Annotated in this window: 22 protein-coding genes and 1 pseudogene; 1 reads left to right on the top strand and 22 read right to left on the bottom strand. The window is 58.9% G+C overall.

Going from position 1 to position 24,307, the window contains the following annotated elements; genetic code table 11:
* Nucleotides 1-8 precede the first annotated feature (8 nt).
* From coxB to bioF, 5 genes are all read right to left on the bottom strand, one after another.
* Entirely contained in the window at nt 9-1,178 is a 1,170-nt protein-coding gene (gene coxB, locus NUV55_RS06580) for a cytochrome c oxidase subunit II (RefSeq protein WP_296671426.1), read from the bottom strand.
* Between the two features lie 322 nt (nt 1,179-1,500).
* A complete protein-coding gene (gene bioD / locus NUV55_RS06575) occupies nt 1,501-2,199 on the bottom strand; it encodes a dethiobiotin synthase (RefSeq protein ID WP_296671424.1) in 699 nt (232 codons plus the stop codon).
* Nucleotides 2,196-3,071, bottom strand: coding sequence for a malonyl-ACP O-methyltransferase BioC (gene bioC, locus NUV55_RS06570; RefSeq protein ID WP_296671422.1), 876 nt, complete (start codon nt 3,069-3,071; stop codon nt 2,196-2,198). The genes bioD and bioC overlap by 4 nt, the downstream gene beginning before the upstream one ends.
* Complete coding sequence (gene bioH, locus NUV55_RS06565; RefSeq protein WP_296671421.1) at nt 3,064-3,831, bottom strand: pimeloyl-ACP methyl ester esterase BioH; 768 nt, start codon at nt 3,829-3,831, stop codon at nt 3,064-3,066. Before bioH ends, bioC begins: the two co-directional genes overlap by 8 nt.
* A gap of 106 nt (nt 3,832-3,937) precedes the next feature.
* Nucleotides 3,938-5,086, bottom strand: a complete 1,149-nt coding sequence (bioF, locus tag NUV55_RS06560) for an 8-amino-7-oxononanoate synthase (protein WP_296671419.1) — start codon at nt 5,084-5,086, stop codon at nt 3,938-3,940.
* A gap of 166 nt (nt 5,087-5,252) precedes the next feature.
* Here bioF and NUV55_RS06555 point away from each other — a divergent pair, with 166 nt between their 5' ends.
* On the top strand, nt 5,253-5,966 hold the full coding sequence (locus NUV55_RS06555) for a ComF family protein (RefSeq protein ID WP_296671418.1): 714 nt from the start codon (nt 5,253-5,255) through the stop codon (nt 5,964-5,966).
* An 81-nt stretch (nt 5,967-6,047) separates the two neighbouring features.
* Here the strand turns inward: NUV55_RS06555 and NUV55_RS06550 are convergent, their stop codons facing one another.
* From NUV55_RS06550 to NUV55_RS06475, 17 genes and pseudogenes are all read right to left on the bottom strand, one after another.
* Nucleotides 6,048-7,484 carry a tetratricopeptide repeat protein gene (locus NUV55_RS06550; protein WP_296671417.1) on the bottom strand — a complete coding sequence of 479 codons (1,437 nt, stop codon included), beginning with the start codon at nt 7,482-7,484 and terminating at the stop codon, nt 6,048-6,050.
* Nucleotides 7,481-8,428 (bottom strand): AAA family ATPase, encoded by a 948-nt coding sequence (locus NUV55_RS06545; protein WP_296671415.1) that lies wholly within the window; start codon nt 8,426-8,428, stop codon nt 7,481-7,483. Before NUV55_RS06545 ends, NUV55_RS06550 begins: the two co-directional genes overlap by 4 nt.
* 30 nt (nt 8,429-8,458) lie before the next feature.
* Nucleotides 8,459-10,156, bottom strand: coding sequence for a pilus (MSHA type) biogenesis protein MshL (gene mshL, locus NUV55_RS06540; RefSeq protein WP_296671413.1), 1,698 nt, complete (start codon nt 10,154-10,156; stop codon nt 8,459-8,461).
* Nucleotides 10,157-10,158: 2 nt separating this feature from the next.
* Nucleotides 10,159-10,581 carry a hypothetical protein gene (locus tag NUV55_RS06535; RefSeq protein WP_296671411.1) on the bottom strand — a complete coding sequence of 141 codons (423 nt, stop codon included), beginning with the start codon at nt 10,579-10,581 and terminating at the stop codon, nt 10,159-10,161.
* Nucleotides 10,582-10,595: 14 nt separating this feature from the next.
* Nucleotides 10,596-11,267: a hypothetical protein gene (locus NUV55_RS06530; RefSeq protein ID WP_296671410.1), complete on the bottom strand. Its 672-nt coding sequence runs from the start codon at nt 11,265-11,267 to the stop codon at nt 10,596-10,598.
* A gap of 2 nt (nt 11,268-11,269) precedes the next feature.
* On the bottom strand, nt 11,270-11,884 hold the full coding sequence (locus tag NUV55_RS06525) for a PilN domain-containing protein (RefSeq protein WP_296671408.1): 615 nt from the start codon (nt 11,882-11,884) through the stop codon (nt 11,270-11,272).
* Nucleotides 11,881-12,789: a hypothetical protein gene (locus NUV55_RS06520; RefSeq protein ID WP_296671406.1), complete on the bottom strand. Its 909-nt coding sequence runs from the start codon at nt 12,787-12,789 to the stop codon at nt 11,881-11,883. The genes NUV55_RS06525 and NUV55_RS06520 overlap by 4 nt, the downstream gene beginning before the upstream one ends.
* A gap of 259 nt (nt 12,790-13,048) precedes the next feature.
* A complete protein-coding gene (locus NUV55_RS06515) occupies nt 13,049-16,525 on the bottom strand; it encodes a LamG domain-containing protein (RefSeq protein ID WP_296671405.1) in 3,477 nt (1,158 codons plus the stop codon).
* 31 nt (nt 16,526-16,556) lie between these two features.
* Nucleotides 16,557-20,303 carry a DUF6701 domain-containing protein gene (locus tag NUV55_RS06510; protein WP_296671403.1) on the bottom strand — a complete coding sequence of 1,249 codons (3,747 nt, stop codon included), beginning with the start codon at nt 20,301-20,303 and terminating at the stop codon, nt 16,557-16,559.
* Nucleotides 20,304-20,381: 78 nt separating this feature from the next.
* Complete coding sequence (locus tag NUV55_RS06505) at nt 20,382-20,768, bottom strand: hypothetical protein (protein WP_296671402.1); 387 nt, start codon at nt 20,766-20,768, stop codon at nt 20,382-20,384.
* Nucleotides 20,746-21,276: a sigma-70 family RNA polymerase sigma factor gene (locus tag NUV55_RS06500; RefSeq protein ID WP_296671400.1), complete on the bottom strand. Its 531-nt coding sequence runs from the start codon at nt 21,274-21,276 to the stop codon at nt 20,746-20,748. The genes NUV55_RS06505 and NUV55_RS06500 overlap by 23 nt, the downstream gene beginning before the upstream one ends.
* A gap of 14 nt (nt 21,277-21,290) precedes the next feature.
* A complete protein-coding gene (locus NUV55_RS06495) occupies nt 21,291-21,725 on the bottom strand; it encodes a hypothetical protein (protein ID WP_296671398.1) in 435 nt (144 codons plus the stop codon).
* Between the two features lie 8 nt (nt 21,726-21,733).
* On the bottom strand, nt 21,734-22,741 hold the full coding sequence (locus NUV55_RS06490) for a type II secretion system protein (RefSeq protein WP_296671396.1): 1,008 nt from the start codon (nt 22,739-22,741) through the stop codon (nt 21,734-21,736).
* 1 nt (nt 22,742) lies between these two features.
* Entirely contained in the window at nt 22,743-23,195 is a 453-nt protein-coding gene (locus tag NUV55_RS06485) for a hypothetical protein (RefSeq protein ID WP_296671395.1), read from the bottom strand.
* A 5-nt stretch (nt 23,196-23,200) separates the two neighbouring features.
* Nucleotides 23,201-23,683 (bottom strand): GspH/FimT family pseudopilin, encoded by a 483-nt coding sequence (locus tag NUV55_RS06480; protein ID WP_296671393.1) that lies wholly within the window; start codon nt 23,681-23,683, stop codon nt 23,201-23,203.
* A gap of 44 nt (nt 23,684-23,727) precedes the next feature.
* Nucleotides 23,728-23,895 (bottom strand): hypothetical protein, encoded by a 168-nt coding sequence (locus NUV55_RS13810; RefSeq protein ID WP_367280377.1) that lies wholly within the window; start codon nt 23,893-23,895, stop codon nt 23,728-23,730.
* 229 nt (nt 23,896-24,124) lie between these two features.
* A pseudogene (locus tag NUV55_RS06475) lies at nt 24,125-24,307 on the bottom strand (mannose-sensitive hemagglutinin A); the annotation flags it as partial.

Raw genomic sequence — 24,307 nt, 5'->3', positions numbered from 1 at the left:
TCGATGTGTTACTTGCGCAGGGTCTTGACCTGGGACGGTTGCACCACGTCACCGGTCTTGTTACCGAACCCGTTGCGTTCAAAGGTCACCACGGCGGCGATATCGGTGTCGTTCAATTGGGCGGCGAACGCCTGCATCGCGGTGCCGGCCTTGCCGTTCATAACGATATTCAGGTGCGCGTCGAGCGGGCCGTTGGAGACCGGGCTACCCGTCATTTTCGGGAACGGACCCATGCCTTCGCCATTGGCGCCATGACAGGCAGCGCAGGTGGTGGCATAGACCTTCTTGCCCTTCTCCATCAGTTCGTCTTTACCCCAGGTCTTGGCTCCGCCGGCGGATTCGGCCGCGGCCTTGTTCTTCTGCATGGCGACCCACTTGGTGAAATCCTCGGTAGTCACGGCATTGACCACAATCGGCATGTAACCATGATCCTTGCCACACAGCTCGGCGCATTGGCCACGGTAGATACCGGGCTCATCGATGCGGGTCCACATGTCATTGATGAAGCCGGGGATGGCGTCCTTCTTCACGCCCAATTGCGGCACCCACCAGGCATGAATCACGTCGTTGGCGGTCACCAAGAGCCGGACTTTTTTGCCCACCGGCAGCACAATCGGGTTATCCACTTCCAGCAGGTATTCCTTGTTCTTATCAGCACCGGGCTTGAAACCTTCTTTGGAAAAACGCGGGGAACCAACCTGGTCAGGCGGTGTAGTCATCGAACTGAAGTAGGAAATATCCTGATCAAGATAATCGTATTTCCACTTCCACTGATAACCGGTGATCTTGACCGTCAGGTCGGATTTGCTGGTGTCGCTCATTTCCAACAGTGTGGCGGTGGACGGCAGCGCCATGCTTACCAGGATCACGAAGGGGATAACCGTCCAGACAACTTCCAGCTTGGCGTTCTCGTGGAATTGGGCGGCCTTGTGCCCACGGCTCTTGCGGTGCGCGAAAATGGAATAAAACATAAAACCGAACACGATCACGAAAATGACCACGCATATAATCAGGATCAAATTGTGCAAATCCAGCAGCTTGTGCGCAATCGCGCTAACTGGTCTTTGAAAGTTCAGACCGTATTCGGCAAATGCGGTAGGTACCGTAAACCACAGGCTCAAACCCAAGATCAGGCGGGAAACAACGCCTGGGAGCCGTTTAACAAAAATCATCGACATGCCTATCTCCCGTAATGATGTATATATCGAATCTTTACTGACTGATCTTCGGGTTGATTCCGGTTTTTCCGGGGTCAATCCGTCGCAAGATCTCGCTCAGGGTCGCTCTCGTGCGTATAGCGTGTGTGCGTCCATCCTCACCCACGCCACCATGGAAATCCGTCTTTCTCCCGCTGAATCAGGAAATAATTGATCTAGATCAAGCCATTTTGGCGCGCGCAAATTATCACATGCGTCAAACTGCCGCAATACACGTTTTAAGGCAAAAACACTTGTTTTTCAGGGAATAAAACCGGATAAAAAACGGCAACAACCGAGTGATTCAGTCAGCCATGGAAGTGAAACGCATTAACATCTGGATTGTTCTCGCGGACACTGTGGCATCAGGTTTTGCAGCGGCTTGAAATGGAAATTGCGCCAGCAAGGGCGCGCCGATTCTCTGTTCCAGCGCAGCAATATTCTCCGGCACATGCGTCATGGCAGGATCGATCTGATTGGCGACCCAGCCGGCGAGCGGCACATTCGCCAGCCTTATCGCTTCCACCGTCAGCAGCGCATGGTTGAGACAACCCAGTCGCAGACCCACCACGAGAATCACGGGAAGGCGCATGGCACAAGCGACATCCGCCATGGTCAGGCGCTCGCCGAGCGGCGCCCTCCAGCCGCCCACGCCTTCCACCACCACCCACGGGGATTTTTGCTGCAAGCGCCGGAAGCTCTGGAGAATGTGCTCCTGCTGTATTTCAATGCCCATCTCGCGCGCAGCGATATGCGGCGCGCACGCGGTACCCAGGGCATAAGGATTCACATCGTCGTAATCGGCCGATACGCCGCTCGCCGCTATCAGTTCCCGCGCATCGTCGCTGCGCCAACCCTCATCCGTGGCGTGGCATCCGCTCGCCACCGGTTTCATGCCCACGGCCGAATGCCCGGCTTGCCCCAGCGCTTCCAGCAAAAGACGCGAAACCAGCGTTTTGCCCACACCGGTATCGGTACCGGTAACAAACCAGCCGCCGCTCATGGCCTGCGGCGTCCGATGCGACCCACAGGAATGCCGACAACACCGTTATGCGCAGGCTCGGTTTCGGGCACCCAGGCATGCCCGTAGACCGCCTCAAATGTCGCCGGAATTTTTCCATCTTGCGCCAGCGCTTCGTAGGCCGCGCGAAACCGGGCAAAGCGCGCCTTGCCGGTCAGCCCGCGCGCGCGGGATGTCGCTACGTTATGCGCGCCGAGCTGTTTGATGTCGCGCATCACGCCGCGCACGTCAGCATACGTCAGCGTGAACGCTTCCATGTCCATGACCGGATCGGCAAAACCGGCATTTATCAGCATATCGCCCAAGTCGTGCATATCGATGAAGGTGTGTACATGTGCCGCGTTGTCCGCCGCGCGCCAAGCCTCGCGCAACTCACGTAAGGTATCCGGCCCAAAAGTAGTGAGCATGATCAGGCCGCCGGGACGCAATACGCGCCGCACCTCGGTGAACACGATACGTGGATCGCACCATTGCAGCGCGAGATTGGAGACCACCATATCCACGGAGGCCGTCGCAACGGGTAGGCGTTCAGCATCGCCGCAAACAAAGACGCTGCGTCCCGTCAATCTGCGCCAAAGACCGGCACGGCTGCGCGCACGCCGTGCCATGGTCTCGGCGATGTCCAGACCCAGTACCTGCGCGCGTCGATAGCGCTTCGACAGCTGATGCAAGTCGTAACCGGTGCCACAACCTATATCGAGTATTACTTGCGGCTGGAGCCGAACCACCTCCAGACGCGTCAGCAGGCGATCGGCAATTTCGCGCTGCAACACGGCGGCCGCGTCGTAGGTATCCGCGGCATGCGCAAAGGATTGGCGCAGGCGGCGTTTGTCGAGCACCATCAATTCAGTCACGAATAAAATCCTTCAACTTTTCCAGGAAAACCTCCGGGTGCGACAGAAACGGTGCATGCCCGGCCTCGGGAATGATTTCCAGACGCGCCTGCGGCAGCTGCTGCGCCAGGTAGCGCGCCGCTCCTACTGGCGCGAGGCGGTCGCGGCCACCATGAATGACCAACACCGGTATGGCCACCCCGGAAAGTGTTTCGCGCCGATCCTCCTCCATTAATAGGTGCAGGCCCGCTTGTAGTGCTTTCGTTGGCGGCTCACCGTAACGGAACATTTCATCGCGCAGGCGGCGCAGCACATCGCGATTTTCACCGGCGGCCATTTGCAGGCTCAGAAAGCGATCGAGTGTACCGGCATAATCCTGATTGAGACTGCGTGCGAACTGCTCCAGCACCGTGGGCGACATGGCGTGCGGCCAGTCTGCCGACTGCACGTATTTCGGCGTGGCGCCGACCAGCACCATCCGGGTCACCTCGCTTGGATATTTTTGTGCCGCGGCCAGCGCCACCAGACCGCCCATGGACCAGCCGACCCATACGGCCGGTCCGGAAAATCCAAGCTGCACGCCTTCAGCAAGCACTTCCGGCGTGTAGGCCGTGGGCATAAAATCGCGCGAGCGTCCGTGGCCGGGAAGATCGGGTACGGTGACGTGGTAATCCGCCGACAAGGCGCGCGCGATATCCGTCCAGACCCCGCCGTGCGATCCCCAGCCGTGCACCAGCACCACGTCCGGGCCGTGACCGCTCTGTTCGTAATATATTTTCATAAGATTTGTGGAACCGCAGATAAACGCAGATGAACGCCGATTAAAACCTGTTTCTTGCCTTTTATCCGCGTTTATCTGCGTTCATCAGCGGTTTCAAGAAAATTATTTAAATCCGTACTGCTGAAAGTGCTTCCAGTAACCGATCGACATGTGCTTCTTCATGCGCGGCGGAAAAGGTGATACGCAAACGTGACGAACCTTCCAGCACCGTGGGTGGACGGATCGCCGGCACGAGAATACCCTGCTCGCGCAAGTGTTGGCTCGCTCTTAGCGCCGCCTCGACCGTGCCGAGCACAACCGGCTGGATCGGCGTCGGCGATGGCAACAGAACCAGGCCCAACCGTTCGGCGCCGGAGCGGAATTGCGCCACCAGCGTCCGCAAGCGTTCACGCCGCCAGCCTTCCTCCTGCACGATGCGCAGACTCGCGCGCACCGCCTCGGCCACGGCCGGCGGCAGCGCGGTGGTATATATATAGGTACGCGCCCGCTGGATCAGTGTTTCAATCAAGACTTCCTCGCCAGCCACAAAGGCTCCGAAAACCCCGAGGGCCTTGCCCAGCGTGCCCATCAGGATCACCGGTGATACAAGCGGTAGGTCCAGGTGTTCAAGTGTTCCGCGACCATTTTGTCCCAGGACGCCGAGCCCGTGGGCATCATCCACCAGTAACCGCGTGTCATGTTTGACTGCCAGATCTGAAAGTTCGGCCAGTGGCGCGATATCGCCGTCCATGCTGAAAACCGCGTCCGTCGTAATGAGTTGGGGCCGGGGCGCATGGGCCAGCATGTCGGCCAGCCGGTGCACATCGGCATGCGGGAAGCGTGTCACCTTGGCACGGGCCAGGCGCGCGGCATCGATCAGCGAGGCGTGATTCAAACGGTCCTCGAAAATCGCGTCGTTGCGGTCCGTGAGCGCACTCATCACGCCCAGATTCGCCATGTAACCGGTGGAAAACAATAATGCACGCTCGGCGCCGACGAAATCCGCAAGCTCTTCTTCAAGTGCGTGATGCGCGCGACTATGACCGCTGACGAGATGCGAAGCGCCGGCGCCCACACCATAGCGCTCTGCACCTTGCTGGAAGGCCCTGATTACTCGCGGGTCATTGGCCAGCCCCAGGTAATCGTTACTGCAGAAGGACAGCAGTAAATTCTCGCCGACGCGGACCTCCGCGCCCTGAGGCGATTCAAGCACCAGGCGTTCGCGATACAGCTTCTGCTCATGACGCCGGGAGAGATCGTCTTCCAGTGGTTTCATAAAAATGTCGCAAAACAAGGGGGGTGAAAATTACCAGAAAGACATGGAGGTCGTTCGTGCCCCTTTTTACCCGTCTTTCCCCGTGTCCCCCCGTGGTTTAAATTCGTTTTGTGATAGGTTCTAAATAACGGCAGTGTAGTGCTTCCCCGATATCAGTCAACAGAACATGATAGAAGAAGTTGACATCAGCCTAAAAGAGTCGCGCCGCGCTTGGTGGCCGAAAATCTGCCTGCTGTGCCATGCGCGGACATCAGCGGAAAAGGATTTTTGTACGGCGTGCGATCGATCTTTACCGCGAACGCACGCGGCCTGTCCGTGCTGTGGTGCGGCGGGCGCGGTGATGGGAACACAGGCGGCAAATTGCGGCGAGTGCCAGAAACACCCGCCCGCCTTCGACGACACGCGCGCGGTTTTCCGCTATACCTCACCGGTGGACAGACTGATTCAACACCTGAAATACCACGACCGTCTCGAACTCTCGCGCGTATTGGGCGGGTATCTCGCTGAACATCTGCTAACACTCAATGATCCCCTCCCTGACATAATTTTACCGGTCCCACTGCACGTGTCGCGCTTGCGCGAGCGAGGTTACAACCAGTCGCTCGAGATCGCCCGGTTCGTCGCCAAGCGACTGCAAATCCCGCTCGACTGGCGGGGTACGCAACGCATCCGCCCGACGGCGCCACAAACGGAACTGCCGCGCGATCAGCGACGCAACAACGTGCACGGCGCATTCACCGCCAGCAAGGCTTTCGCCGGCCAGCGTGTTGCCATCGTTGATGATGTGATGACCAGCGGACACACTGTGAACGCCCTCGCGGAGAGCCTTCTCCAGAGTGGGGCCCGGGATGTGCGGGTGTGGGTCGTGGCGCGGGCTTGAAAAGCAGTAGCAAGTGGCAAGTTACAAGTAGCAAGATGACTTTTGAATTTGTTTTACTTGCTACTTGCCACTTGATACGTGCTACTTATTTTTAACAATTGTCAGGCGCTGGCGCGCATACTTGAGCAGGTTGTTGTCCAACACGCCGCTATCGATGGCACGCTGATATGCCTTCTCGGCGCTATCCCAGTCCTGAGCTGCTTCAAGCGAGATACCCATGCCCAGCCACCAGCGTCCTTCCTGAGGATTAAGCGTAACAGCTTCTGTATAGGCTTTAACTGCTTCGGCATGCTTCCCGACGCGCTGATACAAGGTAGCCTGAAACGCTATGTAATCGGGATTGTCGGCAGCGGCCCGTCGGCTGGCTTCCATGACGGTCAAGGCTTTCTGATCCGCGCCGTGCTCGACATAAACCCGCGCAAGCAATTGTGCGAACGGATAATAGGCCGGTACCTTGTCGACGCCCTCTTCCAGAATCTGCTGCGCCTCGCGCCAGTGCCCTTGTTGCAACATCACACCGGCAAGCAATTCACGCGCCGGTGTGTGTGCTCCATTGGCACTTAATGTTGACTTCAGTTGTTTCTCGGCATCGGCCATGCGCCCTTTCTGCAACAAATCAACCGCCCGGCGATATTCACTTTCTGCTTTTTCATCCGAACTGAACGGTTTGACTTTCTTGTCCATGACCGCATCACCGGCATGAATCTCCCTGACGGCGGGCACCACGGTCGGCCTCTTCTCCGGTTCAGATTTCTGCGCGTCGGCCGTCCCCATGGAGGCGACTGCTGTTTTTTGCTTGTCAGCCGGACTGGCCTTCTCAGCTTTTGTCGAGGCCGTTGCCGGCGGCGTCAGACGCAAGCGCTGACCGCGACGTATCACATGCTCGCGGCCCAGCTTGTTCCAGTTGGACAGATTCCATAGATCAACACCCGTTTTGACAGAAATGCCATAGAGCGTCTCGCCGCGAGACACAGTCCAGAAACCGGATTCCACGGCAGCGACTTTGGTTTTTGCCATCGCCACTTTCTTGGGCGCCGCCGCGGCAGGTGCTGCTTCAGGTTTTTTCTGCTCCACAGCGGCGGGTGGCGCCACTTGAGCCTGCGCCACTTTCACAGTGGTTTCAGCCGCTTTGGTTGTTGCCACTACCGGCGCTGCTGGCGCGGTTTTTACTTCGGTCACCTGAGTAACGGTGGCGACTGGTGCCGGAGCAGGAGCGGGCACGGACACTGGCATGGGCGGCGGTGCTTTGCGCGCCACCACCGATGGTGACTTGGTTGCCATCTGGTCAGGAAACAGCCTTGTAACGAGACTGTCGCCCCACTGCGTCCAACCATAAGCGCCGACGCCGACGACCGCAATCGCTGCCAACAACATTACCAATCGGCGTGGAGAGGCGCGCGACGACGGAACCCGGCTCAGGGGCTTGAGGTCTTCGTAAACGGATTTCTTCTGGGCTGCTTCGGCCTGGGGATTCTTGCGCGACTCCAGGTCCTGGAGCATCTTGTTGATCAGGCTCACACCGGACCACCTGTCACCAACGTCGTGCCGGTAAGCACCATGGTTGTTAGCGGCAGCAAACTGACGGTCGCCACAATCGACACCAACGCGGTCAGATACCTTTTGATCCGCGCCTTCACTGTCAGCGCCCCCTGCGTGGATTCAGTATCCTCCACTGCCATGCGCACATGCCTGTCGGCCACCACGCGCGCACCTTCGCCAAACGCCGCCATGAGGGACTTGTGCGAGATGATATTCACCAACCGCGGGATGCCGTTGCTGATGCGATAAATCCGCTTCACTACCTTGTGCGGAAACAGGCGCGGGCCACGATATCCGGCCACGGCCAGACGGTGTGATAGGTAAAATTCCACTTCGCTCAGATTGAGCGGTGAGAGCTGGCAGGCAAAACTGATGCGCTGCTTGAGCTGGCGGATCGAGGGGTTGTCGAGCCGCGCATTCAGTTCCGGCTGGCCGAACAGCACCACCTGCACCAATTTGCGCCGCTCCGTCTCGAGGTTCGAGAGCAGTCGCAGGCTCTCCAGGGTTTCGATCGGGATGGCTTGCGACTCATCCAGGCACAGTAATACACGCTTGCCCTCGGCATAGCTGTCGATAAGATAACGATTGAGTAACTTGAGTAATTGGTGCTGGTTGATGTGCTGCGGATACTTGATATCCAGCTCATCGGCGACCGCGAGCAACAGGGTCATGGGTTGCAAATAGGGATTCGGAATATACGCCGTGACAAACTCGCGGTGATCGAGCGCGCTGAGGAATTTACGGCACAGCAGAGTTTTACCCGTACCAACCTCGCCGATTACCTTCATGAAACCTTCGCCGCTGCGCACCGCCACCAACAACGTGTTCAGCGCTTCCTGATGCGACGAATGGGCAAAAAAGAAGCTCGTGTCCGGCGTGATGGTGAATGGCAGCTCTTGCAGCCCGAAATGTGTTCCGTACATTTTCCGTTACCCGTTCCCTGGTTGTTTCGATCAGGATCCGATGCGGATTTTCCGAATGCGTTCCTGCGACTCGCCGGTCGCGTCGTTCCAATCCTGACCATCATTGATAATCGTTGGTTTGAGCAATATGACCAGTTCGCGCTTGATGCGCGTCACCTTCTTGTGTTTGAACAGATTGCCGATCAGCGGGATATCCCCGAGCAGGGGCACGGAGATGTTGTCCTCCGTGCTGGCCTCTTTCATCAGACCGCCTATCACGATGATCTGGCCACTGGTGGCGCGCACGATGTTATCCGACTCCTGCACCGAACTCAGCGCCGTGGAGACCGTCTGGCTCGAAGCGACGGTAATCTGTTTCTCCGAGACTTCGCTCACGGAAGGATGGATATGCAAATTGATGTTGCCGGCCTCGTCGATTTGCGGTGTCACGTCCAGGGCAATACCGGAGAAGAACGGCGACAGCTCGGTGGATATCGTCGGCGAACCGCCCGATACGGTGCTGGCCGTGCTGTCCTGTTTGGTCACGAAATACGAATCCGTGCCCACCTTGATCACCGCCTTCTGGTTGTTCATGGTGGAGACGCGCGGGCTGGAGAGCACGTTCAGGTCGCCCTGAGTCTTCAGCAATTCAAAAAACGCCGCAAAGTTGTTGGCCTGTACTGCCAGCGTGAACACGCCACCAAAGGCGGAGCTATTGGTTCCGGAAATCGCACTGAAGATGCCGGTCGTAGGGTTCAGGTTACCGGTATTGCCGGCAATCGAGCTGAGTCCCGTGGAGGAGCTTACGGATGACCCACCCCCCACCTGACCGACGGTGACACTCTTGCCATTCTTGCTGGCAATACCAGCCCAGTTGATGCCACTCTGGAAACCATCCTTGAGCTGGACCTCGACAATTTTAGCTTCGAGGATAACTTGACGATTCATGCTCGTCTGGGTCATGCCCAGATATTCTTCCACGAGACGCAGCTCATCCGGCATGGCGCGCACCAGCACCACACCGGCCTGTGGATTGACGACTACCTTTCTTCCACCCTCCCCACCCACAATGGCCAACAGAGAGGTGGTCAGGTCCTTCCAAAAATCTGACAGCGTCTGCGTTTGAATCTGCACACCACTGCTCGATGTTCCTGTAGTTGTCGCGCCAGAGGAGCCTGTCGTACCTCCGGTGGCATTCAGACCACTCGCCGACACACGCGTATCCGACATACCCTTGCGAGAGAGATTGAGATAGTTCACCGGGAACATGCGCGTCTGCATGTCGCTCCCGAGAATAAAGAAACGGTTGTTCTCGCGCCGGTACTCATAGCCATAAACCTGGCGGATAACATTCAGCGCTTCCGGCACGGTGGCTTCCTTGATATTGAGCGAAATCGTGCCGCTCACTTCCGGATGCAGAATCATGCTGTACGGCGTGCCTTCGACCAGGCCCATGAACACCTGGCGCGCGGGCGCATTGTTCACGGTGAGATCGAAGCGCGCTTCGAGCGGTGCCGTACCACCCTGGGGCAGCGTAATTTCCATCGGGGGCAGCAAGGCGCTGCTTACATCCGGGGGGATCGCCTTGCCGTCTTTACCGGCACGCGCCTGTGTAAGACTTTCGTCCACGCTGGCGCTGACAGAGTCCCGCCAACCGGGCGAAACACTCTGACATCCCACCAACAACATACCCAGCAACACGACCAGCGTGCGCCGGATACTCATCCCGATATTATCTGTGCTTCTCATTTTTACCTGCCTTCTTGGCTGTTCGCCGGTACCTTCACCACGGACGTTTCTTTCGCCAGCTTTGGCAACAAACGTAATCGTGTTTCACGGTCCGCTTTCTTCAACACCACTTCGTACGGCTGTATGTCCGTGATCATCCCGCCGCCAAATTTTTCACCCACCGCATAAGTCCGCCCACTGATCACGGCGCGCCGCTGGCTCGCCGAAATAAAGGTTGACTGCAATACCGGACCCATCGGTCTGGCATTAGCCGCACCCGAAGCCATCGCCATGATATTCGCCGGCTGCGTCGGGTCCACGAGACCGGCGAAATCATCCGCCTGACTGTCCGTCATCATTCCCGCCAAACCGGCCACCACGAAAACCGTCCGCAACAGACTAGCGCCTATGCCGGTCTTCTTACTGTTTTTTATATCAAGTTTCATGCCAGAGACAGCCATTACAGTCCAATCCAGGCTTCATGTGTGCTGAGGGTATAAATCAGCAGACTGACTCGCGAATCCGGATATTTCTCCGTTTTCAATGTCACCTTGCCCCAGAAAACCTTCCAAGGCAGCGCTTCCAGAGACTTCAAATAGCGCAGAATGTCCAGATAACCGCCCTTAATCTCGATATGCATGCCGTGTTTGTAGACCATGACGCCGGAAGCCGTGCCACTCGCGCCTTCTTCCAGCAATGAGGTAGCAGGTATGCTTTCGACTCTCATCACCTGCAGGCCACGATTCTTGAGCAGCATCTGCTCGATGAGCCGCGTCATCTCCTTGGGCGGCACCAGCCCGGCCGTGACGCGGACCAGCTCTGTGTCCATGGTTTTCAGGTTTTCCCGCAGTGATTCAAGTTTTTTACGCTTGGCAGTCTCGGGGCCTTCTCCCCCCGTCAGCGCCATGGCCTGTACCTGCGCTTCCAGCGCCTGGGTCTCCTGGCGCTTCAGGTCGACCTGTTGCTGAAGGCGATCCTTTTGTGTATTCAGGGGGCCAAACAGGATATTCACCGCCAGAAAATACACCGCCACCAGGATCGTAATAAAAATCATCCCGCGTTCGCGGATCGACATGGCATCGATCCGGTTGGTCAGCCCCTGAAACTGTTTTTTCAGATCGTCAGATATCATGGCTATCCCGGATTGGCGGTTTTCGCCTGGAACTCGACAAACATGGATTCCGGGTTCTTGGCATCCGGATCCGGCCGACTCATCTGGAACGTCCTGAACTCGATTCCGGAAAGTCTTTTTTCCGATGAAAGCTTTTGCATGTAGCGCGGCACCAGTTCCGGATTGGTGGTGCGTCCGGACAGCGACATCTGCTCGGCCGCGCCGGTGATGTCGAATCCCGTCAGCCAAACTCCCGAAATGCGCTGACGCGCAAAGGAAACGAGGTAATCCGAGAACCCGCCGGTGTTGCTGAAAACGCCGCGCTTGAGAATTTCCTGAATCTGCTGCTTGGCGACGATCTCGCCTTCCAGGCGCGCGATTTCGCTGTCGAGCGCGCTGGGGCCTTCATGTTGGCCGAATTTATCCGAGGCATCCGCGAGCCGCTTGCTGGCCGCGGCGTGATTTTGCTCCACGCGCTTCAGTTCGTCTCGCAGCGCTCCCGTCTGCCACCAGGTGAAGGCATACAGCGCCACCACGCCGATTGCCACCAGCCCGACAGACTGGAGCATGGCCACCGTCGAAAATTTCTTCTCTTCCTTGCGGAATATCGGCTGATAAAGGTTAATCTGCTGGCTCACAGCGCCTTCTCCTCTTGCCGCAGCGCCGCACCCAGCACCGTGAGGCAAACCGACTGAAGCTCGGGCTTGAGATCCACTTCGCATTCCATGAGTTTCGTCAGGTCCATCGTAATCACGTTGGCGCTGAGATTGGCTTTGAGGTAGTCCACCAGTCCTGGCACTTCCCGGGGCATGGGTGCCAGCGCGATCGTATTGATGGGCGCCTGACGGAAGTGACTGTCGTAGTAATCGAGCGAGCGCTGGATCTCCAGCGCAATGCGGTCAAATAATTCGTTGGAATCCTGGAACGAGGAGAGCAAATCCAAACCGATGTCGATATTGCGGCTGAGATAAATATCCGATTGCTTGCTGATGGTGATCAAACCGCCACCGGGCGTGAATGACAACAGCACGACGCCCTTCGCATCTTCCGGCAGCAGTGAGGCCAGATTGCGCTGCGACATCTCGGGAATGTCGATGACATCGAGATTAATGCCGGCCGCGCTCATCATGTCCGCGCGTTTCTGGATCGCGGTGCTGCGCGCCGCCACGGCGTACATTGAGCGCGCCCGGCCGGTGGCCTTATCGCCCGGCAGGTCGAAGACGTCGAGCGTGGCATCGTTGATATGAAAATCGATCAGGTCCTTGATGCGCCAGCGGATGGCGGCGCGCAGTTCATCCGGCGGCACGTCCGGCGCCTCGGTGAGCAGCAGCGAGTATTCGTTTGAGTCGAGAACGGTGGTACAGCGTGAATGCGCCAGATCGTAATCGGCGGCCGCGCGCGCCAGCACCTTGTCCTGGCCCTGATCGCCCCACGGACGAAAATCCACCAGCGTCAACGCCGGCATGCGCCCGATCGTGCGCTCGACGCGCACCACGCACACACCGTCGGACAGCAGTCCGACACCGGTCAGCCCGGGCAGCATTTTCTTTTTCAGAAACGGTAACAGGGGATATCTCCTTTTCCCGAATGAGTCCCTTTACTATGCAAAAAAGTAGCCAAACTCCCAGACATCAGCAGTATTGCCTGATTTTCTGAGGTTTCAGTTAAGAATCGTCCAATAACCCCCTGTTGTCAATGCAGTTTCCGGGACGGAAAATGGCGAAATGCCTGACAAACACTCGCTTTTTCGGACACGCCGCTTACGGGACTTACCGCCGATACAGTAGAACTACTTCGAGGGGTCAATATCGTTCGCGCTGGTAGATATGCTTCGGACTGCCGCGGAACAGCCCAAAAGTGGCACGTCCGGTGGGATCGTCTTCCGTCAAGTCGTTGTCCCAGTCATAGCGCAACCAGGTTTTGGCGCTCAGGTCCGAGGTTACATCCACATAACCATCTCCGCCCGCACCCGGAGCGCTGAACGACAGTCCGGCGTCACCTAGCAGGAAGGGCGAGTTGGCAATACTGGCTCCTGTGGTGGCGACGGTTGCATTCAACTTTTTCAAAATCGGCGGCGACACCGGCGTTGGCGCAGTAGCGTTGGAAAGACTGAGGCTCGTATCAATCACAGACGTGCAAGTATCTACGGTATTCGTCACCCATCCGTCTGACGAGTAGTACTCCACCCGCATCGGAACCGCCATGGACACCAGCTCCGAACCGTAGGCATTGACGATCCGGACCCGGCCGCTGCGGATCTCGGCGGTTTCTTCGGTGCCGCCGGTGGCGGAGGTGACACCGTCGCCGGCGGGCGCATCTTCGACGGCGCGCAGCGTGAGCGTCAGCGGTACCACGTCCTTCCCCGGAGGGGTCGGGAAAGTGTAAGTCACGTTGATCTGATTTCTCACCCCGCTCACGAAATTGGCCGCGGCGAGCGCATTGTTCGTAAAGTTGCTGGCATCGCCGGCATTGGACACGGTGGCGTCCTTGGCAAAGCCGAGTACACCGGCATAATTGGTCGTCGTGGCATCGAGGGCGTTCTTGGCGATAACGATTACGGTGAACGGCTGACCGGAGTAGGTGAAGGTGGCTCCGCCGGAGCAGCCGTCTATCTTGGTTACGTTGAAATAGGCCGGCGTGAAACGGCCGACCACCCCGTTTGCCGCCGATAAGTCCACACCGGCGCTGTTCAGATAATTGTTTGCCGTTGCCAACATCGTGAAACTGCCCACCTCGGTATATTGCAGGCTCGCCACCGTCGCGGCGCCACCGCTGAAAGCGGCTTGGGCAATGGTGCCGTTGTTCAGCACACCGGCCGTGCCGGTGCCGGGAGGAGCGTCCGAAGGAGTCGCCGGCGTAAAAGGCGTCGTCGGCGACAATACGGTATCCCACGCGTAACCCGGTGTGACGCCGTTATCCGCCAAGTTCGCTCCGATGTCCGGGGCGCCATCGTTATTGCCATCGTCTCCCGCCTGCCATAAGACGCCTCGCACGGTGGCGGTGAAGTCAGTGCCGGCCGAGGTGAAGACCATACCTGTAGCGGCACTGGCGCCGGGATTGCCGCTCACCGCGACGTGCAGCCACGGGCGGGTGGTCATCGCATTCGACGCCCCGACGATGTCCACGCCCGTCGCGTACAGCCGTGTGTCGTCGCGCAGGTTCAGAACATATTTACCGACATCGGTCGTGGACAGGTTGAATCCCGCCGATCCGGCCGTGAAGGTGAGCGCCAGGTTGTTCGACGCCGGATTTATCGGCGGCGCGGCGCTCGGCAGGCTTACGGCCCCGATCGTGGGCGCCGCGCCGCCGGGATCGGAGACGTCGCGCGTCAGCCAGGCGTCGAGGTTTTTGGCGCCGGTGTAGCCAGTCGCGATCGAGCAATTGCCCGTGGTCAAATCGCGTTGCCACAGCGCCGCCGTCATCGCCTGGTCGCGCCCCGCCACTTGGATGGGATCGTTCGTGATCACAAACGTGTTATCGCGGAAATTGATGGTTGCGGACGTCGATAGCGTGGCTGGGACAGCGTTGTCGACCACACTGACCGTGGTGTCGTCGGCGTGAGTATCGGACAGGCTTAACGTAATGACCCCGTTGTCGGCAGCCGCAAACGTGTAAGTCGACGCGCCGTCATCCGCCACGCCGTTGGTCAGCGTCCCGTTCGCCGTCACGACCGCCCAGTCTCCATGCGCCGCCGACGTAGCCAGGTTTACCGTGCCGGTATAGGTCGTCAGGGTGAGGTTGCTGGCGTCGCGCGCGGTGATCGTGATGTTCTTGGGGGAGCAAGTGCTGGCGGCGGCCGCGCCGACGTCGATCAGAAAATTGTCGATCGGCGGCACGCACGAGCGGGTGTTGTTGTAGTCGCGCTGGATCAATCCGATGCCGCCGTCGTAATTGTAGATTCGCACCTCATCGAGCACCCCGTTGGCGGAGTTGCCCGTGCCGCTCTGCCCGGTCACCAAGCTACGGTTATCTCCCAGGTAAAGCGTGTTAATGCTGCTATTGAGCGATCCACTGCTGGCGGTCGTCGAGTTCGCCACCTGCGCGCCGTTGACGTATAGGTAATACCGGTTGGTCGTCAGATTCCAGGTGACGGCAATGTGCACCCAAGTGTTGGCTGCGTAGTTCGTTGCGTTATACGTGAGCACGATGTTGGCGTTCGCGCTATCGGTCAGCACGAAGCGAAGCTGGCGGTTGCTGCGCTTCGTCAGGAAAAACCAGCGGTTGTTGACGGTGGTCGCGTCGAAGAGCTGGCGATCGTTCGCGCCCCAGGCCTCGGCCAGCTGGTACCAGAATGTTATCGTGCCCCGGCTGCCGATCGCGGTGTCCACGTCGAGACCGGCATTGATGGCGTCGATCGTGACGGTTGACGTATTGTTGGGAATGCTCGCCCCCCGGCAGATATAACCTCCCGCCACGGTCTGCGCGCCGCCCACGGGACTGCCGTTATTGTTGTTGCCGGAACTATCCACCACCGAGTTAGCGCCGCTCCAGATGGCTTCTTCCATGCGGTACTCGGCCACGGCGTTGGGAATGAAAAAGCGCACGGCGGTGTTCGCCAGCGCGCCGATGTTGGCATAAGTGTAAAGGCCGTAATCCGTGGTAGTCACTTCCCAGCCGATGTCCGGCTTGCCGTTATCCGGATTGTTGCTTGCGCCATACTGGTATATGAAGCTGCCGTCTTCATTCAGGATAACCTGAAAATTATAAAAGCTGCTGGTGGAACCCCAGTCCGGCGTGTTGACCCACGTCACGACAAACTGCCGATTGGGAGCTGTACCCAAAGGCGTGACCGTATAGCGCACGGAACAGGTGGCGGGCGGACAGGCCGTGGGACCCGGTCCGCCGCCGGAGCCATTCACGGTGGTATCGATATCCGCCCCATAGACCTTCATCGTGCGAACTATATTGGCGTTGGGATAAGGAAGCGTGTAGGTCCGCGCCGTGGCACTACTGTTCGCCGATCCCGCGTAACAGTAGGTATTATTGAACTGCACACGTCCGTTCGACATGATGCGCAGTTGCGTGTAATTAACCCCGCCGAAATTGAAGGTGAAGCCGATATTGATCAGCGCCGTAACGCTGTCGTCGCCGCCCGTGTCGCATCCGCCGGTGCCTTGCGTTGGATTCGACCAAACCACGGCGGTATGCGCAGCGGGATCGACCCAGCTGAACGTGGTCGGCGCATTCGAGTAGGTGACGGCGTTGGCGGCGTTGGCACACAGAAATAGCAACCCCAGCAAGCCAACTTGCAGAACGGCTTTACGCTTTCGTGAAATCATGCGCACCTTTCAATTAGCGATAACATCCGGATTAGTATCGCTCCCGCAGGTAGATGTGCTTAGGACTGCCGCGATACAGGCCGAAAGTGGCTTTGCCCGTGGGGTCAACGTCCCCCGTTCCATTCCAGTCAAAGCGCAGCCAGGTTTTCGAGGCAAGATTGGCCGTGACGTCCACGCTGCCCTCGTTACCCGAGCCCGGTGCCCGCAGGTAGAGGTTATAGCTGCCGGCTGAAGGTAGCGCGAGATAACGTTTGTTTACCGGTACAAGCGGTCCCGGCGTGACACATCCCTGACCGCTGACCCCTGGGTTACCTGTATCCTGAACACAGGTTTCTTCATTCGGGGGTGGCGGTGGTGGAGGATTCAGGTTGCCTTGATAGTTGGAAAGCACACTCAGACTGACCGCGCTGCAGGTATCAGTGGTATTCGTTATCCATCCATCGGCTGCTGAGTAATACTCGACCCGCAGGGGCATGGGCAGGTCCACCAATTCCGATCCGTAGGCGTTAAAAAGGTGGATGCGGCCGCTGCGGATTTCGGCTGCGTTGGCCACGCCTTCGTAACCAACGGAGCTCACGCCGTCGGCATCGGTCGCGCGCAAGGTGAGCGTCGCCGGCGCGGTCTCCTTGACGGGGAAGGTGTAGGTCACGGTACTCTGGGTCCTCGCGCCATTCACGAAATTGCCCGCCGCCAGAACATTGTTGGTGAAGTTAGCGGCATTGCCAGCGTCGGAGATGATCGTGTCCTTGGAGTAGCCAAAGGCCCCGTGATAGTTGAGCGTCGGCGCGCCGGCAAGGTTGCGCGCGGTCGCGATCACGGTGAAAGGCTGACCCGAGTAAGTGAAGGTGGCGCTCCCGGAGCAGCCATCGATGTAGGCAACGTCGAAGTAAGCCGGGGTGAAGCGGCCGAAGCCCCCGGTGTCGGCGACGATGCCAAAGCTGCATCCATACTTGCCGCCGACCTTGGTGTTCGAATAATTGTTGGAGACGCAATCCGCCTCGGTGCTGATGCTATCGATACCCGTCCAGGTGGCGGCTCTCAGGGTATCGCACTGGGCCAGCGTCACCGGCGCCGCACACTCAGTCACCGTGTCCACTCCATCGTAAATACCCCGCGACGCCGTAGCGTTGGTGGCTGGGTTGTAACCCCGGAAATAGAACCCCCCGACCTCGCTGTAGGTAAAGTTGTTGCCCGTCGCGGTGGACGAGGGTGTCCCTGAAGTAGCGGCGGGGAAAGTGGTTGGCGCGATCGTGCCGATGTTCGTGGCCGGGCTCAGCGCCAGCACCGCGCCGCTCGTGTTGCCGTTGATCTTGAGGATTCCGGTATAGCCGCTCGGACTGCCGACGATGCCGGTAGTCGTCGCCGTCAGGGAAAAGGTGTCGGCGCCGGCCTTGAAGATAGGCGTGCCGGTCGCGCCGGTATTGGTGGCGTTGGAGGAGGTCACCGAGGCAATGCTCGCCGGCCGCACCGAGAACGAATCCGCCGCGCACGCCGGCGCGGTGGCGGTAAAGGCGCTGCAAGCGGAAGTCGTGCACTCCTTCATGACGGCAATCAGGTTCTTCCATGCTGAGTTGAGGGTAAACGTCGGAGACGGCGTGGCAACTCCCGTAGTACCGCCCGAGGGGAAGGTAGCAATCTGGGTAGCGCCGGCCTCCACCGCCGTCTTGTTCGTGCAAGTGCTATTACAAGTGCGGGCGGAATCGGGGCCGCAGGCGTTGTCGCTGTTATCGACAAGCTTCACGGACACATACTTGTTGCTGACGGAGGAATAGCCAGTCGAAATCCCGGTGCTGGTCAGGGCCGCCACCCAGAGGTTGAACGGCGTCCCGGCCAACTTCATGTAGATGTTGCCGGTCTGGAAATTCGGGTAAGCGGGAACGGTGGGCGCTCCCGGGTACGCCTCGTCGATGGCGGAAAATCCGCTCGCCGTCCCGCCGGTGGGCGGGTAGACCGTCTGGGCGCAGATGCGCAGGCCGCCGATTTCGTGAACGTTGGTGGAACCGCCGGTGGCACCGGTAAAAGAAATTTTCCAATAGTCCGGCACCAGTTGGGTAATCCAGCCCTGGGTCAAGGCGTTATTGGCTTCCGCGTAAGCATTGAACGGACCGAACAGGGACACATAGTTGGCACCATTCATGGTTGTGGCATCGCGGTTGACGCTGACGTCGACTGCGCCGGAACCAAAGTTCCGGGCGTCGACTATCACCTGGAACATGTAGCCGGGTCCCGGCGTGGTGGACGTGCGATTGGCGGCATCGATACGCAGGCCGCCCGGATTGCTGGCTGTGCCTCCCATCCAGCGATAACCGTTCGCGCCGCTCCCCGGGCCGCGCACTCCTACAGATTGTGGTCGGCATGCAGCTGTGCCGCACGCTCCCAGGACCCGACCCTCGGTTGAGCTCTGGTAATTGCCATATTCATCAAGCGCCACGCCAACCCAACCGCCGGCGAAACCAACAACGCCTGTCCGCTGCGCGTAACCTAATGAACCGCCGAAGGCACCGGGCACGGCGGGGACGGAATAATCGGAGAGCGTTACCACGATGCCGTCAGCCCCTGTGGCCGAACCGTCGTAGGCGTAATGATTGAATTCCACCGAGATATAGTTACCGGCGGCAGGGAAGATGCCAGGCACCGTGGCGGCCTTGGCATTGTTGTTGGTCTTCTCGGTCAACCGCAGCAGGCCGGTGATAGGGCTGATACCTGGATTTCCCAATCCATCACTGTTTGAGACCGACCAGTTGGCGCCAAAAATGGTGGAAGGATTGAGGCTGGCACGGCCGAAAGTGTCGCATACGCAGCTCACCGTGACGCCCGCGGGAATATTGGACGGCGGTGTGCAGAAAGGCGGCGAGACGGTATAGACCTGCCCGGTGAAATTACCATTGCCGGCGCCCGCACCACCGAGCGGGATGCTGCCCGAATCGTATATCGAATCGGTATCCACCAGATTGAGCCCCAAGGTGCCGGTTCCCGTGCCGGTGTTCGCCGTCACTGTCCACGTGGTGCCGCTGCCGGTCACAGAGGTAATGGTGGCTCCAGTCACCCCGCCACCTTGAACCAGTGCGAAATCTGACGCATCCACGCCGGACACACTGGCAGTGAAAACCACCGTCCAGGAAACTGCCGTTGCCGGTTCCGTCGGGTTGGTACTGGCACGGTTGATAGATGAAACAGAGATCACGGGCGTGTAATCAACCGTGATCTCGACATGATCCACGCTGATCGTGCGCGCTCCACCGGCGCTACCTGGTTTCTGCGAGGCGAAGGCGGCGCCGAAATTCGCGGCGTTGATGTCCGTCACTGTCCAAGTCGTCCCCCACAGATCGGCAGCGCCTCCATGGGCCTCATAAGCGTCAGTAGTGGGATAGGCAGTCGCTGTCGATCGGTCGGTTGTCCCGATAACTCCGGCTTTGACGACCCGCATAGCAAAATCCTGGGTGCCCGTGTTACTTGATGCGCGTTCAACGTTAACCGTAATGCCGTTGATCGTTGCGCCGGCGGGGATAGTAAATCCATAACCCGTGCACTGCAGGTAATCGGTTCTCTGGCCATCGTTTACCGATGCCGTGGCGTCATTGCCATCACTGGAAACGGCCAAGCCAGCATTACTCCAATCATTGTTGGTGCCCGCAACCGTTACGCAAGTGCTGGGGCTCGCGGTTTGCGTTAAAGCACTGACGGCATGGCTCCACACCAGCGCGATGCACAGCGCCAGTAGCTTGCTACCAATCTGGAACAAACCACGTTTTTTCAAAACTGATTTCGTCGCACTCATGCTGTTTTCCTTTCTGCATCCCAGACAGCGCTGTAACCGTTGGATCGTTTGTTTGCCTCGCGGCGGCAAACTCAAAAACTATTGCTCCTTCCGGTAAATCACTGGCCCTTTTTTCTGCGCCAACTCACCTTCGAGTTTCGATTCCGCGCCTTCGGACCGGTTTGGACGTGTGGGCTGGTCCGCCGTTGATGGCGCCACCGACGGCGACGTGACCGCCGGTACCGGCGCTTCCCGACCCTTGCCTGAATCGTAGTCCACGGCCCACCACAGCGCGCTGGCCGCGCCTGCCACCAGCGCGGCTGCGAGCCACCACCAGGCGAACTTCGTGCGCCCGCGCAGGCGCGGCTGCTCCAACAATCGCTGCTCGATCGCCGCCAAACGCCGCGCATCGGGCGCCGGCAATCGGTCGAAGGCCGACGCTATCAAGTCCGCGATTTCGCGCTCAGCCGGTACTTCGCGTTTCATCCTTACTCCAATGTTGCCGCAACTTGGCGATGGCCTCGGCGCACTGGCGCCGCACCGTGCCTTCCGGCAGGTCCAGTGCCTGCGCCACCTCGCGATGATTCAGTCCTATCCAATAACGCAGCAGGAGCAGGTTTTGTTCACGCTCGGGCAGGCGGCCCACCAGTTCGCGCAGATAGGCGGCCTCCTCCCGCGCTAGCCCATCCGTGACATCGGCGATTTCCTCCGGCAGCGGCTCGGTCGGCCGGGCACGGGCCCGGCGCAAACTGTCTATCCGCAGGTTGATGGCAATACGGTAGAGAAACGCGCGCGGCGCCCGCGGGTCGCGGCAGACGGTCTGGACGAAACGGATGAAGGCTTCGGAGACCAGGTCGTAGGCGTCCTCCGGGAGGCAGCCGCGGGCGACCAGGAACTTCCACAACCGCGGCGACTGGGAACGATAGAACTCGCGAAACGCGGCGGCATCGCCGTCGTAACAATACAGGCGGATGAGATCGACCGGATCCCGCATTGTATGGATTAAGCTTATGGCGCCGGCGCGTCGGTCACCGTCACCTGCAGGGTGCGCGAGACATAGTCGGCGTCGCCGAAATTCCCTGAGGTGGCTGTGGAGGTGACGACGTAGACATTATACGTGTCGCCGCGTTCGCGGTGCTGTATTCCCGGAGGCGTGAGTGCGCATTGAACAGTCACGTTGAAACTGTCGAGGCCAGGCACCGTCAGCGTGAAGCTTGAGGATGCTGCACAGCTACTCGTTGGTGGCATCGCCTGGAATATGCCCCACTCAATTCCCGAGCGCGCGGCATAGAAAGCGCGTGTGCCCTGCACCGCCGCGCTCGCAGTGGCCCGTTCCATGCCACCGATGGTCACCATCATGATCCCGAGCATGGCCAGCACCACGACGATAAAGATGGCCGCGACCAGCGCGAAGCCGCGTTCGTGCCGCCGAGGAACTGACACGAGACACATCATGGGGAGTTATCCACGTGCGCTTGGTACAGCAAGCGGACCTGTTCGCCGCTGGCGTTGTCCCGCACGGTGATATCGAGTGTCACGAGACCAGCTCGCTGGTTCGTGCCCGGCGAGTAGGAGAAGGAACAGGCTGAGACCGGGGTCGAGAGCAAGGCTGTGTTGGTCGCGCCAACCGGTGTCGCGGCCTGCGCAGCGGTAATCGGATAACTCGAGTAGCGCGTGATATTTCCGTTCGGCCCGGCGCTGCAAACATAGCTCACCGGTGTGTCGACGACATAGATTCGCTGATAGGGCGATGCCCAGCGGAAATTAAAATTGGGATTGCCGGACGGCGTGATCCGCCATTCGTCGCCACCACCATCGTCTTGCAAAGTAAATCTTGTGTTCTGTGGAGCATCAGGATTGGTTATCACGTACGGGCCTGCGGCGAGCACGGCATCGGCATAAGCGCTATTGGCGCCGTTGGCCGACTGGTTATAAATCGCGAGCCGTTCCGTGGTCGAGGTGAACGGCAACGTGGGCTGGAAATTTTCAAACTGCCCGACGATATTGAATCCGTTACTGTCCAAACCGGGAACTTGCAATCTGTAGATGGTCCATGGGACGCCGGCAGGATGCGGATGGCCGCCGGGAACCGTACCCGGATCGAAGCGGTAACGCGCGCCGTCAAGCGTATTGAGCATTTCGATAGTACATGTTGTACCCGCCGTCGTGCAGCTCACGTTGTCGGTGTTACCAAGCGAATCGACGATGCGCACGCTGTTCGGCAGCGCCTGGCGGATGTCGCGCCCCAGACGCCGCACCGCCATCTCCGCCGCGTCCACCAGTTGCGCGCGGCGCACCTGCGCCTCGTAGCCCTGGATCGGACGCACGATGATCGCGCCCAGTACCGTGGCGATGATCCCGCTGATGGTGATCACGACGACAAGCTCGATGAGGCTCACGCCCCGGCTGCGACACACACCAAAAGCATTTAACCGGGAAGCGGACAGAAACGGGCGCATATCAGTAGTTCGTCCGGTAACCGCTGACGACGACGCTGCTGCCGGTCGGCATCGTGACCGTCACCTGCGCGCGCACGGCATTGCCGCTGGCGAGGGTGATGTCATTCAGCGCCTCGGTGGTCACCTGGACATTCACCGAGTAACCCGCCAGCGCCGCGATGGCAGTGCCGTTCTGGTCGCGAGGAGGACTGTCCGTGAGACCATTGTAGTCCATCACGTCATCGTAGAGATCGCGAGACGCCTCGACCCCGTCGGCGGTGAAATTTTTGGTGAGGATTTCCTCCAGGTAAGCCTCGCCGACGATCACGGCCTGATGCCAGATCAGCGGGTCGGCGCTGGCGCTGGTGTTGCGTACGATGACAACCATGATGCCGGCCAGCGCGACTCCGATTACCACGATGGAGACAATCAGCTCCACCAGCGTCACACCAAGTGTGTAAAAACGGGGTTGCATAAGTTTCATTGTCGCTGCACGAATCCGGTCTCGCCGAAAACTCGGAACAAATGACTACTGCCGACGATATTTATCGTGAGTGGATCCGTCAAGAGAATTGCGGTACCGCTAGCGGTGAAAATGAAGTCAGCTGTCGGATTGAATGTCACGCCGCTCGGTGCCGTACGTATGAAGGTCGTCGCGTTACCGGACGGATCAGCGATCGGAATGTTATAAGGTCCGGTTTGACATGCCCCGACATTACCGGGGCGATACAGGGTAAATCCGGTTGCAGTTATTTGCACACGCACGGGGCAACCCGTCGCCACCGCATATTTCTGCGCGTAGCGCACCGCGGAGACCGTCTCGTCAAAAAACCCGCTTTCCTGGAAGGCGCTGAGATTGAAAAACCGTGGACCACTCACCGCCGCGATCAGCGCGACGATGATCAGCGTCACGATCATCTCGACGAGGGTGAATCCTTTGGGGCAGCCGAAACGCATTTGCATGAATCGATTAATAACCAGATGAACTATTGGACTTTCAGACAAGACTAGCAAAACTTGCGCCGATTACATGGCCACGGACTCTGAATAACACGCGGGTCAATGGCTTTCGAAAGGGTTTTTGGCCGGTTGCAGCGAGTATTTGCCTTAGGTCTCAGATTTCGTTGTGCTGAAGCGGAGAACGCCAGGATGGAAACGAGCACCATAATGACCACCAGCTCCACCAGGGTGAAGCCTGCCTCGCCGGCAGACGTGATGCCAGAAATTCTTGTCATCGGTCACACCAAAAAAATGGGGCGCTGACTCCTGCCAGCGCCCCAAGTTTGCGGTTTCACCGGCCTTGAAATGGCAACCCCTCTCGAAAGGTTGCGCCGGTTTTTAACTGGCGTTGCTTAGTCCCTAAACAATCGCCTCATCTCAAGAAATGAAGAGTTCGTCTACAGATTACCCACAATCCGATATCGTTACCGCCACTTGGGCAGTGCTTGAATTATATTCCGCCTGGCAATCGACGCTGCCGCCATTAGCCGGGCGATAAGCAGTCGTGCTGGCCCCGGTCTCGACTACGCTGTAGCCGTCCGTTCCCTGCATCGCGGCTGAAATGCCGGTAGCGCTGTTGCCGGTACC

Origin of the sequence: Sulfuricaulis sp., from assembly GCF_024653915.1 — a bacterium.
Lineage (GTDB): Bacteria > Pseudomonadota > Gammaproteobacteria > Acidiferrobacterales > Sulfurifustaceae > Sulfuricaulis.
Note: the sequence above shows the minus strand (reverse complement) of the source record. Positions and strands in the feature narration are given on the sequence as shown.

Coding starts and splice junctions, on each gene's coding strand:
- coxB (WP_296671426.1), bottom strand. CDS start 1,178: ATGTCGATGATTTTTGTTAAACGGCTCCCAGGCGTTGTTTCCCGCCTG.
- bioD (WP_296671424.1), bottom strand. CDS start 2,199: ATGAGCGGCGGCTGGTTTGTTACCGGTACCGATACCGGTGTGGGCAAA.
- bioH (WP_296671421.1), bottom strand. CDS start 3,831: ATGAAAATATATTACGAACAGAGCGGTCACGGCCCGGACGTGGTGCTG.
- bioF (WP_296671419.1), bottom strand. CDS start 5,086: ATGAAACCACTGGAAGACGATCTCTCCCGGCGTCATGAGCAGAAGCTG.
- NUV55_RS06555 (WP_296671418.1), top strand. CDS start 5,253: ATGATAGAAGAAGTTGACATCAGCCTAAAAGAGTCGCGCCGCGCTTGG.
- NUV55_RS06545 (WP_296671415.1), bottom strand. CDS start 8,428: ATGTACGGAACACATTTCGGGCTGCAAGAGCTGCCATTCACCATCACG.
- mshL (WP_296671413.1), bottom strand. CDS start 10,156: ATGAGAAGCACAGATAATATCGGGATGAGTATCCGGCGCACGCTGGTC.
- NUV55_RS06535 (WP_296671411.1), bottom strand. CDS start 10,581: ATGAAACTTGATATAAAAAACAGTAAGAAGACCGGCATAGGCGCTAGT.
- NUV55_RS06530 (WP_296671410.1), bottom strand. CDS start 11,267: ATGATATCTGACGATCTGAAAAAACAGTTTCAGGGGCTGACCAACCGG.
- NUV55_RS06520 (WP_296671406.1), bottom strand. CDS start 12,789: ATGCTGCCCGGGCTGACCGGTGTCGGACTGCTGTCCGACGGTGTGTGC.
- NUV55_RS06515 (WP_296671405.1), bottom strand. CDS start 16,525: ATGATTTCACGAAAGCGTAAAGCCGTTCTGCAAGTTGGCTTGCTGGGG.
- NUV55_RS06510 (WP_296671403.1), bottom strand. CDS start 20,303: ATGAGTGCGACGAAATCAGTTTTGAAAAAACGTGGTTTGTTCCAGATT.
- NUV55_RS06505 (WP_296671402.1), bottom strand. CDS start 20,768: ATGAAACGCGAAGTACCGGCTGAGCGCGAAATCGCGGACTTGATAGCG.
- NUV55_RS06500 (WP_296671400.1), bottom strand. CDS start 21,276: ATGCGGGATCCGGTCGATCTCATCCGCCTGTATTGTTACGACGGCGAT.
- NUV55_RS06490 (WP_296671396.1), bottom strand. CDS start 22,741: ATGCGCCCGTTTCTGTCCGCTTCCCGGTTAAATGCTTTTGGTGTGTGT.
- NUV55_RS06485 (WP_296671395.1), bottom strand. CDS start 23,195: ATGCAACCCCGTTTTTACACACTTGGTGTGACGCTGGTGGAGCTGATT.
- NUV55_RS06480 (WP_296671393.1), bottom strand. CDS start 23,683: ATGCAAATGCGTTTCGGCTGCCCCAAAGGATTCACCCTCGTCGAGATG.